The following is an 18547-nucleotide window of genomic DNA, read 5'->3' as shown; positions in this document are numbered from 1 at the left end:
GCTGCCGAAAACTGCGTAACTCTTTGTTTACCAAGGAGTTTTCCGTTTCGGCTACGCCGGAAGTGGGGCGAATTATAGACTTCCAGAATCTGCCGTCAACACCTATTTTCACAATACTGTCATATAGGTCAAAAAAGCCCCTGAAACGCAAAGGCCGGCCCCAAGAGGCCGGCCTTTTTCCCTTCTTACTTACAAACTAGGGAATGCGAATTGCGACGCTTCATGGCTCGCACGCTGCGGCCAGCGCTGGGTAATGGCCTTGCGACGGGTGTAGAAACGCACACCATCCGGGCCATACGCATGCAGATCGCCAAACAGCGAACGCTTCCAGCCACCGAAGCTGTGATAAGCCACCGGCACCGGCAACGGTACGTTGACGCCGACCATGCCAACTTCGATCTCATCACAGAACAACCGCGCCGCTTCCCCATCACGGGTAAAGATGCAGGTGCCGTTGCCATATTCGTGATCGTTGATCAGTTGCATCGCCTCTTCCAGGCTGTTGACCCGAACGACACACAGCACCGGCCCGAAGATCTCTTCTTTATAGATGCGCATCTCTGGCGTGACGTTATCGAACAGGCAGCCACCCAGGAAGAAGCCTTCCTCATGACCGGCAACGCTCAAACCACGACCATCAACCACCAGGGACGCGCCCGAAGAAACGCCGTCTTCTATATAGCCACTGACCTTATCGCGAGCCTGCCCGGAAACCAGTGGCCCCATGTCCAGCCCACAAGAAGTCCCCGCACCGATTTTCAGCGCCTTGATTTGCGGTACCAACTTGGCCACCAACGCATCCGCCACTTGGTCGCCCACACATACGGCCACCGAGATCGCCATGCAACGCTCGCCGCAAGAACCGTAGGCCGCGCCCATCAGTGCGCTGACCGCGTTGTCCAGATCCGCATCCGGCATCAGCACCGCATGGTTCTTCGCGCCGCCCAGTGCCTGGACGCGTTTGCCGCGCTTGGTGCCTTCGGCGTAGATGTATTCGGCAATCGGCGTCGAGCCAACGAAGCTCAGCGCTTTGACTTCCGGCGCTTCGATCAGCGCGTCCACTGCCGCCTTGTCGCCATGCACCACACTCAGCACACCTTTAGGCAGGCCGGCTTCGATCAATAGTTGAGCGATCAACAGCGTCGAGCTTGGATCACGCTCGGACGGTTTGAGGATGAAACAGTTGCCGCAGACGATCGCCAGTGGATACATCCACAGCGGCACCATGGCCGGGAAGTTGAACGGAGTAATACCCGCCACCACGCCCAACGGCTGGAAGTCCGACCAGGCATCAATGTTCGGGCCGACGTTACGGCTGTACTCGCCCTTGAGGATTTCCGGCGCTGCGCAGGCGAACTCAACGTTCTCGATACCGCGCTTCAGTTCACCAGCAGCATCTTCCAGGGTCTTGCCATGCTCTTCACTGATCAACTGGGCGATACGTGCTTCGTTCTGCTCCAGCAATTGCTTGAAACGGAACATCACCTGGGCACGTTTGGCCGGCGGCGTGTTACGCCAGGCCGGGAACGCAGCCTTGGCCGAGTCGATGGCTTTTTGAATGGTTTCGCGGCTGGCCAACGGCAGCTTGTGGATGGCCTTGCCGGTGGACGGGTTGAACACGTCAGCCGTGCGACCGTCTTCGGTCACCAGTTCGCCATTGATCAAATGCGGGATAAGGCTCATGCGGGGCTCCAGAAAAGTTGTCCACAGGCGCCCGTCAAAGGGCGCCTCTATATAGAAGGGAAAATCAGTCGATTTTGTTCAGCACTTCGCCGACCGCGTCGAACAGACGATCAAGGTCTTGCGGCTTGCTGTTGAAGGTTGGGCCGAACTGCAGGGTGTCGCCGCCGAAGCGCACGTAGAATCCGGCTTTCCACAGAGCCATGCCGGCTTCGAACGGACGCACGATGGCGTCGCCATCACGCGGTGCGATTTGGATCGCGCCCGCCAGGCCGTAGTTACGAATGTCGATGATGTTTTTCGAGCCCTTCAGGCCGTGCAGCGCATTTTCGAAATGTGGCGCGACTTCGGCCACGCTCTGCACCAGGTTTTCCTTTTGCAGCAGGTCGAGTGCGGCCAGGCCAGCAGCGCAAGCCACCGGGTGCGCGGAGTAGGTGTAACCGTGCGGGAATTCCACCGCGTACTCCGGCGTCGCCTGGTTCATGAAGGTCTGGTAGATCTCGGAGCTGGCAATCACCGCGCCCATCGGAATCGCGCCGTTGGTGACTTGCTTGGCGATGCACATCAGGTCCGGGGTCACGCCGAAGCTGTCGGCGCCGAACATCGAACCGGTACGGCCGAAACCGGTGATCACTTCGTCGAACACCAACAGGATATTGTGCTGATCGCAGATTTCGCGCAGACGCTTCAGATAACCCTGCGGCGGAACCAGCACGCCAGCGGAACCGGCCATTGGCTCGACGAACACCGCTGCGATGTTCGAAGCATCATGCAGCTCGATCAGCTTGAGCAGTTCATCGGCCAGGGCGATACCGCCCTCCGTCGGCATCCCACGGGAGTAGGCATTGCTCGCCAGCAAAGTGTGCGGGAGGTGATCGACGTCCATCATCGCCTGACCGAACATTTTGCGGTTGCCGTTCACGCCACCGAGGCTGGTGCCGGCGATGTTCACGCCGTGATAGCCACGGGCACGTCCGATCATTTTGGTCTTGGTGGCCTGGCCTTTAAGACGCCAGTAAGCACGCACCATCTTCACTGCTGTGTCAGCGCACTCGGAACCCGAATCAGTGAAGAACACGTGATTCAGATTGCCCGGGGTCAGGTCAGTGATTTTCTCGGCCAGTTGAAACGACAGCGGATGGCCGTACTGGAAGCCCGGCGAGTAATCGAGGGTGCCCAGTTGCTTGGCAACGGCTTCCTGAATTTCCTTGCGGGTGTGCCCGGCGCCACAGGTCCACAGACCTGACAGCGAATCGTAGACCTTGCGTCCCTTGTCGTCCGTCAGCCAACTGCCTTCCGCGGCAACGATCAGTCGCGGATCGCGCTGGAAATTACGGTTGGCGGTGTAAGGCATCCAGTGGGCATCGAGCTTGAGCTGGCTGGCCAAAGGAGATCGGGCGTTTTCGGGCAAGTTCATGGGCAAAACCTCGCAGGGCAATAAGCGGCATAGAGATCAAAAGCGTTCTTGCAGCTAAATTGCCACGAGGATAAAGTCGGTGAAATCCAACTCTTCTAACGTTCAGTCAGCCCCCCACTAAACTTTGAGTATTAGAGCATGAGCAGCCGTCGCCCCGATCCACTGGCGCAAGTCAGTGACTTTGATATCCGCCTGCTTCGGATCTTTCGCAGTGTGGTGGAGTGCGGCGGCTTCTCGGCAGCGGAATCGGTATTGGGGATCGGCCGCTCGGCCATCAGCCAGCAAATGAGCGATCTGGAACAGCGCCTCGGCCTTCGTCTATGCCAACGCGGTCGCGCCGGGTTTTCCCTGACCGAAGAAGGTCGCGAGGTGTACCAATCGGCGTTGCAGCTATTAAGTGCATTGGAAAGTTTCCGCACCGAGGTCAACGGTCTGCACCAGCACTTGCGTGGTGAATTGACCATCGGCCTGACCGACAACCTCGTCACCCTGCCCCACATGCGCATCACCCATGCCTTGGCACAACTGAAGGAACGCGGGCCGGACGTGCAGATTCAGATCCGCATGATCGCGCCCAATGAAGTCGAACAAGGCGTGCTCGACGGTCGATTGCATGTCGGCGTGGTGCCGCAAGCCAGCGCGCTGTCGGGGCTGGAATATCAGCCGCTTTATAGCGAACGCTCGTTGCTGTATTGCGCAGTGGGTCATCCGTTGTTTTATGTCGACGATAAACAACTGAATGACGAGCGCCTCAATAGCCAGGACGCCATCGCGCCGACCTTCCGTTTGCCCGCGGAAATCCAGGCCCATTACCAGGCGCTCAATTGCACCGCCAGTGCCTCGGACCGTGAGGGCATGGCGTTCCTGATCCTGACCGGACGCTTCATCGGCTACCTGCCGGACCACTACGCCAGCCTCTGGGTGCAACAAGGCCGATTGCGTGCGCTGAAACCCAAGGCGCGTTTTTATGACCTGAGCCTCGCATCGGTCACCCGCAAGGGCCGGCGCCCGCATTTGGTGCTGGAAAGTTTTCTGGAGAGTCTGGCCGCGACACGCTAGGTTTTATCGTGTCGGGACTTGTCTGGAGCCTGTGGGTGCGCTATCAACGCAGTGGCTACACCCATCCACTTGTCCGGAAGTGCCTATGACCTTTGAAGTCCCCGCTCACGGCGGCAAACCCGCCAGCCGCATTCGTCAGAAGAACGAAGAGACCATCATCAAAGCCGCCGAAGACGAGTTCGCCCGTCACGGGTTCAAAGGCACCAGCATGAACACCATCGCCCTGAATGCCGGGTTGCCCAAGGCGAACCTGCATTATTACTTCACCAACAAACTCGGTTTGTACGTGGCGGTGTTGAGCAACATCCTTCAGTTGTGGGACAGCACCTTCAACACCTTGACTGCCGAGGACGATCCGGCCGAAGCACTGACCCGATACATCCGCGCCAAAATGGAATTCTCCCGTCGCCAGCCGCAAGCCTCGCGGATCTTCGCCATGGAAGTGATCAGCGGTGGCGAGTGCCTGACCGAGTATTTCAATCAGGACTATCGCGCCTGGTTCCAGGGGCGGGCGGCGGTGTTCCAGGCGTGGATCGACGCCGGCAAGATGGACCCGGTCGACCCGGTGAACCTGATCTTCCTGCTGTGGGGCAGCACCCAGCATTACGCCGACTTCGCCACCCAGATCTGCCGTGTCAGCGGCCGCACCAAGCTGACCAAGCAAGACATGGAAGACGCCGGCAACAACCTGATCCGCATCATCCTCAAGGGCTGCGGCCTCACGCCAGCTATCTAAGACACTTATGCCTTTCACCCTCAGCGGTTTTTGCGAATACCGCGAAGAGATTCGCAAAAGCCGTTTCATCACTTTCGCCGCGCCGATCGCAAGCCCCGCTGAAGCCCAGGCGTTCATCGATCGGCACAGCGACTTGAATGCCTCGCACAACTGCTGGGCCTGGAAGTTCGGCGATCAGTATCGCAGCAATGACGACGGCGAACCGGGCGGCACCGCAGGACGACCGATCCTGGCGGCCATCGAAGCGCAGGATTGCGATCAGGTCGCGGTGTTGGTGATTCGTTGGTATGGCGGCATTCAATTGGGCACCGGCGGCCTCGCCCGGGCCTATGGCGGCGGCGCGAACAAGTGCCTGCAAGGCGCGGAGAAAGTCGAGCTGATCAGTCGGGTGCCGGTGAGCTGTGCCTGTGCGTTTGGTGAATTGGCGCTGGTGAAACTGCGCGTCGCGGAATCGGGCGGTTTAGTGGTGGAAGAAACCTTCACCGCCAACGGCGTGGAATTGCAATTGGCGAAGAGCACATCACGACCCTGCAAACTCAGCTCGCAGACCTGAGTCGCGGGCGCATTGTGTTGCAGCACTGATCGCACCAACACCGTTCACTGCCCTTTCATCGAGCCTGTTCACTTGCCCACATCTGCTGTGCACCCGGCTGTGGATAACCTGAGCACATCCTGCTGTAACCCTTCTGTCATGCGGCTTTGCGGGCTTTGCTCATTTTTCGTCCAATTTTCCACACAAACCACTAATCCCAATAAAAAACAAACAGTTAGCGCCGGTTATCACCTTTAGAAGATAGCCGCACAGTGCTTATGCCCGCGCTTTCGGCTTGCGCACAAATACTGTGGAACAACCTGTGGATAACCCGTTCATGGCTGGCGCTGCCCTATATCCGGCATAGGTTGCGGCGTGTTGCTCGTTTTTTGACCAATACCCGGCGAGCAAAATCAGAGCCTGATCAAGCACTTTGCCCCCAAGTAGTGCTTGATCGGGAATCGAAAGATGGCGACGTCCCGCCCTCAATACCTTTGCCAGCAAGGATTTTCAGTTTTCCTGACTCAATGGCCAGGAAATTGCTTTATCCACAGGCATAACTTCTAGCGACCCGAGCCTGTCATGCCCAACCCCGTGCCGATCCCCGATCAAACGCCTCGCCTGCAACTGCGCAAAATCAGTAAACGTTACCCCGGCTGCCTGGCCAACGACGCCATCGACCTGAACATTGCTCCCGGTGAAATCCACGCTCTGCTCGGCGAAAACGGCGCGGGAAAAAGTACGTTGATGAAGATCATCTACGGCGTCACCCACGCCGATTCCGGGGAAATGATCTGGCAAGGCCAGCGCGTGAACATGCGCAATCCGGCACAGGCTCGCGCATTGGGGATCGGCATGGTGTTCCAGCATTTCTCGCTGTTCGAAACCCTCAGCGTGGCGCAGAACATTGCCCTGGCAATGGGTGCGGCGGCCGGCACGCCGAAGCAGCTTGAGCCAAAAATTCGTGAAGTCTCCCGACGCTACGGCATGGCGCTGGAACCGGAGCGCCTTGTCCATAGCCTGTCGATCGGCGAGCGGCAACGGGTGGAAATCGTTCGTTGCCTGATGCAGGACATCCGCCTGCTGATTCTCGATGAGCCGACTTCCGTGCTCACGCCGCAGGAGGCCGACGCCCTCTTCATCACCCTGCGCCGGCTCGCGGCCGAGGGTTGCAGCATTCTGTTTATCAGCCACAAGCTCGGCGAGGTGCGCGCGTTATGTCACAGCGCTACGGTGCTGCGCGGCGGTCGGGTGGCTGGGCATTGCGTGCCGGCCGAGTGTTCGGATCAGCAATTGGCGAGGTTGATGGTGGGGGAAGCCGCCGAGCTGATGACCGATTATCCGAAGGTGATCGGCGGTGACGCGTTTTTGAATGTGAGCGGATTGTCGTGGCACAACCCGGACCCGTTCGGCTGCTCCCTGATGGACATCGACCTCACCGTGCGCAGCGGCGAAATCGTCGGTATCGCCGGTGTTGCAGGCAATGGTCAGGATGAATTGCTGGGCCTGCTCAGCGGCGAAGAACGGTTGAGCCGAAACGACAACGGGACGATCCGTTTCATCGGGCAACCGGTCGCCGATTTGCGGCCCGATGCTCGACGCCACCTCGGCCTCGCTTTTGTTCCCGCCGAGCGTCTGGGCCACGGTGCGGTGCCCGAACTGAGCCTCGCCGATAACGCCCTGCTCACCGCGTTTCAACAAGGCCTGGTCAGCAACGGCCTGATTCAGCGCGCCAAGGTCGAAGCTTTGGCGGCAGAAATCATCCGCCGCTTTGGCGTAAAAACACCCGACACCCAAGCGCCAGCCCACAGTCTGTCCGGCGGCAATTTGCAGAAATTCATCCTCGGCCGCGAGATCCTCCAGCAACCGAAATTGCTGGTGGCCGCGCACCCGACGTGGGGCGTGGACGTCGGCGCCGCCGCGACCATTCACCGTGCGTTGATTGCCTTGCGCGATGCCGGCGCGGCGATCCTGGTGATCAGCGAAGACCTCGACGAATTGTTCCAGATCAGCGACCGGCTCGGTGCCTTGTGCAGCGGACGCCTGTCGCCGCTCAAGGCCACGGTCGACACGCGCCTGATCGATGTCGGCGGCTGGATGGCCGGCCAGTTCGACGCCCCTCAATCACTCGCATCCGCATCGGTTTAACGGAGTTTCACATGCTGCTTTCCCTCGAACCCCGTGGCCAGCAATCGCGCCTGATGCTGTGGTGCTCGCCGTTGTTGGCCGCGGCCCTGACATTGGGCTGCGGCTCGCTGCTGTTTGTTGCGCTGGGCCATGATCCGCTGCTTACGCTGTACACCTTGCTGATCGCGCCGGTCAGCGACTTGTACGGCGTCTCGGAGCTGTTAGTCAAAGCCTTGCCGATTCTGCTGTGCGCGCTGGGGCTGGCCGTGGCGTATCAGGCGCGGATCTGGAACATCGGCGCCGAAGGTCAGTTGCTGCTCGGCGCCCTGGCCGGCAGTGCGCTGGCGGTGAACATCATCGGTATGCAAAGTCGCTGGGCGCTGGTGCTGATCCTGCTTGTCGGCACGTTGGCCGGTGCTGCGTGGGGCGGGCTGACGGCTTGGTTGCGCACGCGTTTCAATGCCAACGAAATCCTCACCAGCATCATGCTCAATTACATCGCGCTGAACCTGCTGCTGTTCTGCGTGCATGGGCCGCTGAAGGACCCGGCCGGGTTCAACTTTCCGGAGTCGGCGATGTTCGGCGATGCCAGCCGATTGCCGCTGTTGATGGAAGACGGCCGGGTGCACGCCGGGGTGTATTTCGCCCTGCTCGCATTAGTGGCGGTTTGGGTTTTGCTGCAGAAAAGCTTTGTCGGTTTCCAGATCAAAGTGCTCGGGCTGGACAAGCGCGCGGCGGGTTTCGTCGGGTTTCGCGAGAAGCGGCTGATCTGGCTGGCGCTGCTGATCAGCGGCGGATTGGCGGGGCTGGCCGGGGTGTGTGAAGTCACCGGGCCGATTGGCCAACTGGTGCCGCAAGTCTCGCCGGGGTATGGCTATGCCGCGATCACGGTGGCGTTTCTCGGGCGGCTCAACCCCATCGGCATTCTGTTTTCCAGCCTGCTGATGGCGTTGCTGTACATCGGTGGCGAGAGCGCGCAGATGAGCATGAACCTGCCGCAAGCCATCACCCAGTTGTTCCAGGGAATGATGCTGTTTTTCCTGTTGGCCAGTGACGTGCTGATTCTTTACCGACCGCGTTTGCACCTGCGCTGGACTCGTCGCGCACAAGCCACCGCTGTACACGCAGGAGCGCTGTGATGGATATCGATCTGCTGAGCAATATTTTCTACGCCATGGTCCGTTGCGGTACGCCGTTGCTGCTGGTGGCGCTGGGTGAATTGATCTGCGAGAAAAGCGGCGTCCTGAATCTGGGCCAGGAAGGCATGATGCTGTTTGGCGCGGTGATCGGTTTTATCGTCGCCTTGAACAGCGGCAACCTGTGGCTCGGCGTATTGCTGGCGATGCTCGCCGGGATGCTGTTGTCGTCGTTGTTTGCGCTGGTGGCATTGGTGTTCAACGCCAATCAGGTGGCCACCGGATTGGCACTGACGATTTTCGGCGTGGGCCTGTCGACGTTTGTCGGCGCGGCGTGGGTCGGTAAACCGCTGGCCGGTTTCGAGCCGGTGGCGATTCCTTATTTGAGTGAAATTCCGCTGATCGGGCGGATGCTGTTTGCGCAGGATTTGCTGGTGTATCTGTCGTTCGCGTTGTTTGCGCTGGTGGCGTGGGTGATCCTGAAAAGCCGGATCGGGCTGATCATTCAAGCGGTCGGGGAAAGCCCGGACGCGGCCAGCGCCATGGGTTTGCCGGTGTTGGGCGTCCGTGCGCTGGCGGTGCTGTTTGGCGGCGCGATGGCGGGTTTGGCCGGTGCCTACTTGTCCCTGGCCTACACGCCGATGTGGGCGGAAAACATGAGCGCCGGCCGTGGCTGGATTGCCTTGGCGCTGGTGGTGTTTGCCAGTTGGCGAGTGTGGCGCTTGCTGTTGGGCGCATATCTGTTCGGGCTCGCCAGCATCCTGCACCTGGTGGTGCAGGGGTTGGGACTGGCGATTCCGTCGAGTCTGCTGGCGATGTTGCCGTATGTCGCGACCATCATGGTGTTGGTGCTGCTGTCGCGGGACGCGGTGCGCACACGGTTGTATGCGCCGGTGTCGTTGGGGCAGCCGTGGCACGCGGGGCATTAGCGATCACCTGACCGGCCTCATCCCGAGCAGGCTCGGTCCCACATTAGACCGCGCTCCCCTGTGGGAGCGAGCCTGCTCGCGATGACTGCCTGACCGGCAACACCTGAACCACGCCCCACGCCAATTCAAAGACCAGGAAAATCACCAGCAGCGAACTGGCGCCATGGAGCAAGGCATAAAGCTGCCAAGCCGAAAACAGAAACCGCCCCACCGCGTCATACCGCCCAAACACTTGCTGCGGATCACGAATCCGCAGCACCGCCCAGACACACACAATCGACCCCAGCAGATTCGCCATCAACATGTGCATCGGCTCGAACGGCGGCAACTCGCCCGGCAAATCGAACGCCTGACTCACACTCAACAACACCCCGTGCAACGCGGCAAAACTCCACGGCGTGATAAACGCCGCCGTCACGATCAAGTCATACCAGGCGCTGCCCCGCACCACCCGGCGATATTGCGTTGAAGTCCACATTGGCCTTGCTCCATACATTCAGGGAGCAACAAGGCTAAAGCCTGGAGTATGCTCCAGGGTCAAGCCCCTCTCGAGACGTCATGATGCGCATCGGTGAATTAGCCCAGGCCAGCGCCGTCAGCCGCGACACGCTGCGCTTCTACGAGCAGCGCGGCCTGATCGCCGCTCAACGCAGTGCCAACGGCTATCGCGACTATCCGCCAGACATGGTGCAACTGGTGCTGTACATCAAGACGGCTCAGCGGTTGGGCTTTACCCTCGGCGAGATCGGCAACAGCGTCGCCACGATATGGCAATCGCCGGATCCCGACAGCGCCGTCACGCAGTTGCTGCAAGACAAACTCAAGCTGATTGAAACCCGTATGGACGAACTCAGTGCATTGCGCCACGAGTTGCAACAACGGCTCGGTCAGCGTTGTCCACTGAGTCCATGATCCTCATTTATCAAGGAAGCCACTCATGTCCAAGGCAAAAACCGCACTCATCATCGGTGCCTCCCGGGGCCTGGGCCTCGGCCTGGTGAAAACCCTGCTGGCCGACGGCTGGCAAGTCACCGCCACCGTGCGCAACCCGCAGAACGCCGAGGCGCTACAAGCGTTGGGCAAGGTGCGGATCGAGAAGCTCGACATGGACGATCAGCAGGCGGTCATCACCTTGAGTCAACAGCTCAAGGGCGAAGTGTTCGACCTGCTGTTCGTGAATGCCGGGGTCAAGGGGCCGGACGTTCAGACGCCGGGCGGCGCGACGTTGGCCGAGGTTGGTCAATTGTTCTTCACCAACGCCGTGGCGCCGATCAACCTGGCACAACGTTTTGCCGGGCAGATTCGCCCGGAGACCGGCGTGCTGGCGTTCATGAGTTCGGTGTTGGGCAGCGTGACCATGCCGGACGCGCCGGAGCTGGCGTTGTACAAGGCCAGTAAAGCGGCGCTGAATTCCATGACCAACAGCTTCGTCACGCAATTGGGCGAGCAGAAACTCACCGTGCTGTCGTTGCATCCGGGTTGGGTGAAGACCGACATGGGCGGTGAAGGCGCCGATATCGATGTGGAAACCAGTACGCGTGGGTTGGTCGATCAGGTGAATGCGTACACCGGCAAGGGCGGGCATCACTTCGTGAACTACCGGGGCGAAACCATTCCCTGGTAACAAACACAAAACCTGTGGGAGCGGCGGTGCGACGATTCGACTTGCCCGCGATGCAGGCACCTCGGACTGTCAGTGATACCGAGGCGATGCTATCGCAGGCAAGCCAGCTCCCACAGAGATCGGGGTTGTTCTGTCGGGCCGGGCTTGCCGGCCAGGCGGTTTTGTTTGAAACTCCGCACCTCGCCCTTGCGGCGACCCTGGATCAGCAGACAGGGTAATCACTGAGCTGGCTAACCTGAACCCCACTTTCAGAGGAGCCGGCCAACATGCCTGCGACCCGTACCTGGTTAAAAAATCCCCTCGCCATTTTCACTGCCAATGACCTCGATGCCCGTGGCGGTCTGGTTGTGCAAGACGGCGTGATCGTCGAAGTGCTCGCCGCTGGCCAGCAACCTTCCGCGCCCTGCGGACACGTCTTCGATGCCCGCGAACATGTGATCCTGCCGGGTCTGATCAACACCCATCACCACTTCTACCAAACCCTGACCCGCGCCTGGGCACCGGTGGTCAATCAGCCGTTGTTCCCGTGGCTGAAAACCCTCTACCCGGTCTGGGCCCGCCTCACTCCAGAAAAACTCGCCCTCGCCACGAAAGTCGCACTGGCTGAGTTGCTGCTGTCCGGTTGCACCACCGCCGCCGATCACCACTACCTGTTCCCGGAAGGCCTGGAAAACGCGATCGACGTGCAAGTCGAAAGCGTCCGCGAACTGGGCATGCGCGCCATGTTGACGCGCGGCTCCATGAGCCTGGGTGAAAAGGACGGCGGCCTGCCACCGCAGCAGACCGTCCAGGAAGGCGAAGTGATCCTCGCGGACAGCCAGCGCTTGATCGCCGAGTACCACGAGCGTGGCGATGGTGCGCAAATCCAGATCGCTCTGGCACCGTGCTCGCCGTTTTCGGTGACACCGGAAATCATGTCCGCCAGCGCCGAATTGGCGAACAAACTCGACGTGCGCCTGCACACCCACCTGGCCGAAACCCTGGACGAAGAAGACTTCTGCCTGCAACGCTTCGGCCTGCGCACCGTGGATTATCTGGACAGCGTCGGCTGGCTCGGCCCGCGTACCTGGCTGGCCCACGGCATCCACTTCAACCCGGATGAAATCGCCCGCCTCGGCGCCGCCGGCACGGGGGTTTGCCATTGCCCGAGTTCGAACATGCGCCTGGCCTCCGGCATTTGCCCGACCCTGGACCTGACCGCTGCGGGTGCGTTGCTCGGCCTGGGCGTGGATGGTTCGGCGTCCAACGATGCCTCGAACATGATGCTCGAAACCCGTCAGGCGCTTTACATCCAGCGGCTGCGTTATGGCGCGGAGAAGATCACCCCGGAACGTGTATTGGGTTGGGCGACCAAGGGCTCGGCCAGTTTGCTGGGCCGGACCGACATCGGTGAGCTGGCGGTGGGCAAGCAGGCGGACCTGGCGCTGTTCAAGCTGGATGAACTGCGGTTCTCCGGCAGTCATGATCCGGTGTCGGCGTTGCTGCTGTGTGGGGCGGATCGGGCGGACCGGGTGATGATTGGCGGCAAGTGGCGAGTGATTGATGGGCAGGTTGAGGGGCTGGATCTTAAAGGCTTGATTGCCGATCACAGCCAGGCGGCTCGGCAGCTCATCGCCGGGATCTGACACACCACCAACCCTGTGGGAGCGGGCTTGCCCGCGATGGCGGCCTGTCAGCCAACAAATGTGTTGAATGTGACGGCCTCGTCGCGGGCAAGCCCGCTCCCACAATATTTTGTGGTGGTCTTATAGGCCCAGCAACGACAGCATGATGAACGTCGCAAACAGCACAAAATGCGTCATGCCTTCGATGGCATTGGTTTCGCCGTCGTTGAGGTTGATCGCGCTGACGATCAGCGTAAGGAAGATCATCACCGTCTGCACCGGGGTCATCGCCATCTGGAACGGCTGGCCGGTGTAGAGCGCCATCGCTTCCATTACCGGCACCGTCAGGATCACCGTCGACAATGACGCGCCCATGGCGATGTTGACCACCGATTGCATGCGGTTGGCCAAGGCCGCGCGCAATGCCGTCAGAATCTCCGGCGCCGCAGAAATGGCCGCCACCAGAATCGCCGTAATCACCGGCGGAGCACCCGTGCCTTCCAGGCCCAGGTCGAGGGTCTTGGACATCACTTCGGCCAAGGCGCCAATCACCACAACGCCGAACACCAACGTGCCGATACTCAGCGCCAGATTGACTGGTTCAGGTTCCTCTTCCGGGATTTTCCTGCGGCGTTTTTCCGGGTAGCTGTAGCTGAAGAAATAACTGTGCGGCCCGACCTGCATACGCAGGAACAGGGTGTAGAGCACGATCATCGCGCCGATGGTGAACGCCGAGTAAATCTTCCAGTTGGCCTCGGGGATGAACTCTGGCACCACCATGGACACGCCCATGGCGGTGAGGATCATCACACTGTAACTGCGGGCCGAGTCGTCGTTGTACGACTGTTCGCCGTGCTTGATCCCGCCCATCAACGCGGCCAGGCCGAGGATGCCGTTGATGTCGAGCATCACCGCCGAATAAATCGTGTCACGCACCAGCGTGGAGGATGCTTCGTTGCTCATCATGATCGCCAGGATCACCACTTCCACCAGCACGGCGGCCAGGGTCAGGATCATCGTGCCGTAAGGGTCGCCGACTTTTTCGGCGAGCAGTTCGGCGTGATGGGCGACGCGCATGGAGGCGGCGACGATGAAGGCAATCAGCACCAGGCCAGCGGTCAGCGCGATGGGCTGGCCGTTGTGCAGCATCCAGTGTTCCAGTGGATAAGCGGCGAGCGCGGCAATCACGGCCAGCAGCAGAAACTTTTCTTGCTTGAGGAGTGTGAGCATCGCGGGCCTTTTTTTGCCGAGTGGAGCGAACAGAGTGATGAGCTACTGACTGCGGGGCGGCGCTAACGTTTCGTTACACCTTAGCGCACCAGTGGATGGCGGCGGTGCCGGGCGATGCACTTTTATTGGCCTCAAGGGCCCCATCGCGGGCAAGCCCGCTCCCACAGATTTGCGCAGCTCATGTGGGAGCGGGCTTGCCCGCGATGGCCATCACACGGTTTCGAATCGTTTGTTGTCCTGTTGGTCAGCAATTTGCATTGCCCCTGCCAACCTCACAACAACATGGAGTTCGAATTCATGCACAAACGTCCGTTGAAGAAGCTGCTTTGCGCCGTCGCCGCGGCCATCGGTCTGAGCGCGAGTATGACCGCCAGTGCCGCCGACCCGCTGAAAGTCGGCTTCGTCTATATCGGCCCGATCGGTGACCACGGCTGGACGTATCAGCATGAACAGGGGCGCAAGGCGCTGGCCGAGAAGTTCGGCACTCAGATCACCACCAATTACGTGGAAAACGTCGCCGAAGGGGCGGATGCCGAGCGGGTGATCCGCAACATGGCCAAGGACAACTACGACCTGATCTTCACCACGTCCTTCGGCTACATGAACCCGACCCTGAAAGTCGCCAAGCAATTTCCCAAGGTGACCTTCGAACACGCCACCGGCTACAAGCAGGACAAGAACCTCGGCACCTACCTGGCGCGCACCTATGAAGGTCGCTACATCGGCGGTTTCCTCGCGGCGAAGATGACCAAGACCAAAAAGATCGGTTACGTCGCGTCCTTCCCGATTCCGGAAGTGATCCGCGACATCAACGCGATTCAGCTGGCCCTGAACAAATACAATCCTGGCACCGAGATCAAGGTGGTGTGGGTCAACTCGTGGTTCGATCCGGGCAAGGAAGCCGACGCCGCCAACGCGCTGATCGATCAGGGCGTCGACGTGGTGTTCCAGCACACCGACAGTCCGGCGCCGATTCAGGCGGCTGAACGTCGTGGCGTGTATGCCGTGGGCTACGCTTCGGACATGGCGCACTTCGGGCCGAAAGCGGTGCTGACGTCGATCGTCAACGACTGGGCCCCGCATTACATTCAGGCGACCCAAAGCGTGCTCGACCACGCGTGGAAGTCGCAGGATTACTGGGGCGGTTTGAAGGAAGGCACGGTTGAGCTGCCGATCAGCGATCTGGTGCCAGCGGCGGTGAAAACCGAAGCCGAGCAGATCATTGCGGACATCAAGAGCGGTGCCTTCCACCCGTTCACCGGGCCGATCAAGGATCAGGCCGGCACCGAGAAAATCCCGGCGGGGGCGACGGCGAGCAATGCGGAACTGGCGTCGATGAACTACTACGTTGAAGGCATGAAGGCCGACATCCCGAAGTAAATTCTGTCAGTTGAAACACAATACCTGTGGGAGCGAGCTTGCTCGCGATAGCGCACTGACATCCAACATCGATGTTGACTGATATGGCCTCATCGCGAGCAAGCTCGCTCCCACAAGGTCCCCCAGTGTTTTCCAGTCTGCGTACACTCCAGGACATCCGCATGAACAGTCTTCCCATCATCGACATCACTGCGCTCTACAGCGAAGACCAGCACGCCTGGAAATCCGTTGCCGCAGAGATCGACCGAGCCTGCCGCGAGTGGGGCTTTTTCTACATCAAGGGTCACCCGATCAGTCCGTCGCGCATCGACGCCGTGCTCGACCATGCCCAACGCTTCTTCGCCTTGCCCACCGCCGAAAAGCTCAAGATCGACATCACCCAGACCCACCATCACCGAGGCTACGGCGCGATCGCCACCGAGCAACTGGACCCGAGCAAACCCAGCGACCTGAAAGAAACCTTCGACATGGGCCTGCACCTGCCGGCCGACCATCCTGAGGTGCTGGCGGAAAAACCGTTGCGCGGTCCCAACCGCCATCCGTCGATGCCCGGTTGGGAAGCGCTGATGGAGCAACACTACATCGACATGCAGGCACTCGCCCAAACGCTGCTACGGGCCATGACTCTGGCGCTGAACATCGAGCGCGACTTCTTCGACACGCGTTTCCATGAGCCGGTCAGCGTCCTGCGGATGATTCACTACCCACCACGCCACACCGCCAGTTCCGAAGAGCAGCAAGGCGCCGGCGCCCACACCGATTACGGCTGCATCACCCTGCTGTACCAGGACGCCGCCGGTGGCTTGCAAGTGCGCAACGTCAAAGGCGAATGGATCGACGCGCCGCCGATCGAAGGCACGTTCGTGGTCAACCTCGGCGACATGATGGCGCGCTGGAGCAACGACCGTTACCTGTCGACGGCGCACCGGGTGATCAGCCCTCTGGGCGTCGATCGCTATTCGATGCCGTTCTTCGCCGAACCGCACCCCGATACGCCCATTGAATGCCTGCCCGGTTGCCAGGACGAAGGGCACCCGGCGAAGTACCCGGCCACCACCTGCGCCGAATTCCTGCTCTCGCGCTTCGCCGAGACCTATGCCTATCGACGGGAGCAGGCCGCTGTGTGATGAACCGGCTGGTCAGGTTTTGCTAATTGTTTCTACGGGCATCTGTAGAATGCTCGCCATCTGCACCTGATGAGAAAAGACTATGTACGACTGGCTGAACGCCCTGCCCAAGGCAGAACTGCACCTGCACCTTGAGGGTTCGCTGGAGCCTGAGTTGCTGTTCGCCCTGGCCGAACGCAACAAGATCGCCCTGCCCTGGAGCGATGTCGAAACCCTGCGCAAGGCGTATGCCTTCAACAACCTGCAAGAGTTTCTCGACCTGTACTACCAGGGCGCCGACGTGTTGCGCACCTCGCAGGATTTCTACGACCTGACCTGGGCCTACCTGTTGCGTTGCAAGGCGCAGAACGTGATTCACACCGAACCGTTCTTCGACCCACAGACCCACACCGACCGTGGCGTGCCGTTCGAAGTGGTGCTCAACGGCATCGCGGCGGCGCTCAAGGATGGCGAGCAGCAACTGGGCATCACCAGCGGTTTGATCCTGAGCTTCCTGCGTCACCTGAGTGAAGACGAAGCGCAAAAAACCCTCGACCAGGCACTGCCGTTTCGCGAAGCGTTTGTGGCCGTGGGCCTGGACAGTTCGGAAATGGGTCACCCGCCGAGCAAGTTCCAGCGCGTGTTCGACCGTGCCCGTCATGAAGGCTTCCTGACCGTCGCCCACGCCGGTGAAGAAGGCCCGCCCGAGTACATCTGGGAAGCCATTGACTTGCTGAAAATCCAGCGTATCGACCATGGCGTGCGCGCCATCGAAGACGAGCGTTTGATGCAGCGGATCATCGACGAGCAGATCCCGCTGACCGTGTGCCCGCTGTCCAACACCAAGCTCCGGGTGTTCGATCACATGTCCCAGCACAACACTCTCGACATGCTTGAGCGTGGCGTGAAAGTGACCGTGAACTCGGATGACCCGGCGTACTTTGGCGGGTATGTGACCGAGAACTTCCATGCGCTGTACACCGACCTGGGCATGACCCAGGATCAGGCCAAGCGTTTGGCTCAGAACAGCCTGGATGCGCGGTTGGTAAAACCATAAGCAACACCGCATAACCACTGTGGGAGCGGGCTTGCCCGCGATGGCGGTCTGTCAGACAACGTGATGTTGAAGCTGATGGCCTAATCGCGGGCAAGCCCGCTCCCACAGGTTCTGTGTTCAGCCGGCTAGCGATTTAGTCGATCAAACAGCGCTAAAGCGCCATTTCCAGCTCGGTTTCCCTGGCGAAACGATGGATCTCCCGCTGCCCCGTGGCCGTGATCTGCAAGGCGCGCGAATCGTTGGGCAGGCTCAGCCAGCCGGACTGCATGAACAGCTGCAACAACGCAGCACCCAGCGAACCGCCCATGTGCGGGCGTCTTTCGCTCCAGTCCGGACAGGCGCAGGCCACTCGACTGTTGCGATGGGCCAGGGCCTGAATGAAAACCCCGCGCGAGGCCAGTTGTGTGGACCCCTTGTGGGTGATCATGACGCGCTGTTCGAACTGCTCGATCCAGCCGGCATCCAGCAACCGCTGGTAAAGATCGGCGGCCAGGGTGCCTCCCAAATGGTCGTCGCACAGTCGGGCTCGCAACAACGACGATGGCGCCGCCTGAGGTTTGGCGATGGGGCTGGTGCGCTTGAAGACGTCCGGGACGGGCTGCGGGGTGCTGGCCAGCGTCGCGCTGGCCAGTGCTTCGATTGCCGCGCCCACTTCAGGCGCGGCCAGGCGGAAAAAGCGTTTGCGCCCACGGATTTCGACTTTCAACAGACCTCCGGCGGACAAACGCCCCAGGTGTGCACTGGCCGAAGACGGTGACAGGCCGGCCAATAGCGCCAGCTCTTCGGTCTGCCGCGCCGAGCCATCCATCAAGGCCCACATCATTGCGCTGCGCTTGGGGTCAGCCAGCAATGTGGCGATCTGGCTGATGCAAGGTGCATGTTCCATGTATTCACTCCCTGTTGAATCGTTTCGTCTGCTGCTCAGAGACA

16 protein-coding genes and 1 pseudogene are annotated in these 18547 nt (G+C 60.4%); 12 read left to right on the top strand and 5 right to left on the bottom strand.

Annotated elements, in window-relative coordinates:
* Positions 1-189 precede the first annotated feature (189 nt).
* Positions 190-1683, bottom strand: a complete 1494-nt coding sequence (locus K0F88_RS02650) for a CoA-acylating methylmalonate-semialdehyde dehydrogenase (RefSeq protein WP_219093841.1) — start codon at positions 1681-1683, stop codon at positions 190-192.
* A 64-nt stretch (positions 1684-1747) separates the two neighbouring features.
* Positions 1748-3097 (bottom strand): aspartate aminotransferase family protein, encoded by a 1350-nt coding sequence (locus K0F88_RS02645; RefSeq protein WP_219093839.1) that lies wholly within the window; start codon positions 3095-3097, stop codon positions 1748-1750.
* Between the two features lie 138 nt (positions 3098-3235).
* Here K0F88_RS02645 and K0F88_RS02640 point away from each other — a divergent pair, with 138 nt between their 5' ends.
* The 6 genes and pseudogenes from K0F88_RS02640 (at position 3236) to K0F88_RS02615 (ending at position 9616) form a co-directional block, all read left to right on the top strand.
* Positions 3236-4156 (top strand): LysR family transcriptional regulator, encoded by a 921-nt coding sequence (locus K0F88_RS02640; protein WP_219093837.1) that lies wholly within the window; start codon positions 3236-3238, stop codon positions 4154-4156.
* 85 nt (positions 4157-4241) lie between these two features.
* Positions 4242-4892 (top strand): TetR/AcrR family transcriptional regulator, encoded by a 651-nt coding sequence (locus K0F88_RS02635; protein ID WP_109627829.1) that lies wholly within the window; start codon positions 4242-4244, stop codon positions 4890-4892.
* Between the two features lie 7 nt (positions 4893-4899).
* Positions 4900-5474 (top strand): annotated as a pseudogene (locus tag K0F88_RS02630) (YigZ family protein).
* A 532-nt stretch (positions 5475-6006) separates the two neighbouring features.
* Complete coding sequence (locus K0F88_RS02625; protein WP_094469268.1) at positions 6007-7572, top strand: ABC transporter ATP-binding protein; 1566 nt, start codon at positions 6007-6009, stop codon at positions 7570-7572.
* 11 nt (positions 7573-7583) lie between these two features.
* Positions 7584-8690 carry an ABC transporter permease gene (locus tag K0F88_RS02620; RefSeq protein ID WP_094469269.1) on the top strand — a complete coding sequence of 369 codons (1107 nt, stop codon included), beginning with the start codon at positions 7584-7586 and terminating at the stop codon, positions 8688-8690.
* Positions 8690-9616, top strand: coding sequence for an ABC transporter permease (locus K0F88_RS02615; RefSeq protein ID WP_094469270.1), 927 nt, complete (start codon positions 8690-8692; stop codon positions 9614-9616). The genes K0F88_RS02620 and K0F88_RS02615 overlap by 1 nt, the downstream gene beginning before the upstream one ends.
* Before the next feature lie 43 nt (positions 9617-9659).
* Here K0F88_RS02615 and K0F88_RS02610 read toward each other — a convergent pair whose 3' ends face one another.
* Positions 9660-10094, bottom strand: coding sequence for a hypothetical protein (locus K0F88_RS02610; protein WP_094469271.1), 435 nt, complete (start codon positions 10092-10094; stop codon positions 9660-9662).
* Between the two features lie 83 nt (positions 10095-10177).
* On the opposite strand from K0F88_RS02610, the gene K0F88_RS02605 reads away from it, so the two are divergent.
* From K0F88_RS02605 to K0F88_RS02595, 3 genes are all read left to right on the top strand, one after another.
* Positions 10178-10528 (top strand): MerR family transcriptional regulator, encoded by a 351-nt coding sequence (locus K0F88_RS02605; protein ID WP_094469279.1) that lies wholly within the window; start codon positions 10178-10180, stop codon positions 10526-10528.
* A gap of 25 nt (positions 10529-10553) precedes the next feature.
* Positions 10554-11240: an SDR family oxidoreductase gene (locus K0F88_RS02600; protein ID WP_219093834.1), complete on the top strand. Its 687-nt coding sequence runs from the start codon at positions 10554-10556 to the stop codon at positions 11238-11240.
* Between the two features lie 266 nt (positions 11241-11506).
* Positions 11507-12865: an 8-oxoguanine deaminase gene (locus tag K0F88_RS02595; protein WP_219093832.1), complete on the top strand. Its 1359-nt coding sequence runs from the start codon at positions 11507-11509 to the stop codon at positions 12863-12865.
* A gap of 120 nt (positions 12866-12985) precedes the next feature.
* Here the strand turns inward: K0F88_RS02595 and K0F88_RS02590 are convergent, their stop codons facing one another.
* Positions 12986-14074, bottom strand: a complete 1089-nt coding sequence (locus K0F88_RS02590) for a calcium:proton antiporter (RefSeq protein WP_219093830.1) — start codon at positions 14072-14074, stop codon at positions 12986-12988.
* 297 nt (positions 14075-14371) lie between these two features.
* Between K0F88_RS02590 and K0F88_RS02585 the strand changes: the two genes are divergently transcribed.
* The 3 genes from K0F88_RS02585 to K0F88_RS02575 all read left to right on the top strand — a co-directional run bounded on the left by K0F88_RS02585 (position 14372) and on the right by K0F88_RS02575 (position 17617).
* Positions 14372-15454, top strand: a complete 1083-nt coding sequence (locus tag K0F88_RS02585; RefSeq protein WP_094469275.1) for a BMP family ABC transporter substrate-binding protein — start codon at positions 14372-14374, stop codon at positions 15452-15454.
* Between the two features lie 161 nt (positions 15455-15615).
* Positions 15616-16581 (top strand): isopenicillin N synthase family oxygenase, encoded by a 966-nt coding sequence (locus tag K0F88_RS02580; protein ID WP_219093828.1) that lies wholly within the window; start codon positions 15616-15618, stop codon positions 16579-16581.
* 82 nt (positions 16582-16663) lie between these two features.
* The gene (locus tag K0F88_RS02575; protein ID WP_219093826.1) at positions 16664-17617 is read left to right on the top strand and encodes an adenosine deaminase; all 954 of its coding nucleotides are present in this window, start codon (positions 16664-16666) and stop codon (positions 17615-17617) included.
* 151 nt (positions 17618-17768) lie between these two features.
* Here K0F88_RS02575 and K0F88_RS02570 read toward each other — a convergent pair whose 3' ends face one another.
* Entirely contained in the window at positions 17769-18503 is a 735-nt protein-coding gene (locus tag K0F88_RS02570; protein ID WP_094469280.1) for a helix-turn-helix transcriptional regulator, read from the bottom strand.
* Between the last annotated feature and the right edge of the window lie 44 nt (positions 18504-18547).

Origin of the sequence: Pseudomonas sp. UMAB-40, assembly GCF_900095275.1 — a bacterium.
Taxonomy (GTDB): Bacteria; Pseudomonadota; Gammaproteobacteria; order Pseudomonadales; family Pseudomonadaceae; genus Aquipseudomonas; species Aquipseudomonas mandelii_B.
This window is presented reverse-complemented; position numbering and strand designations above follow the sequence as displayed.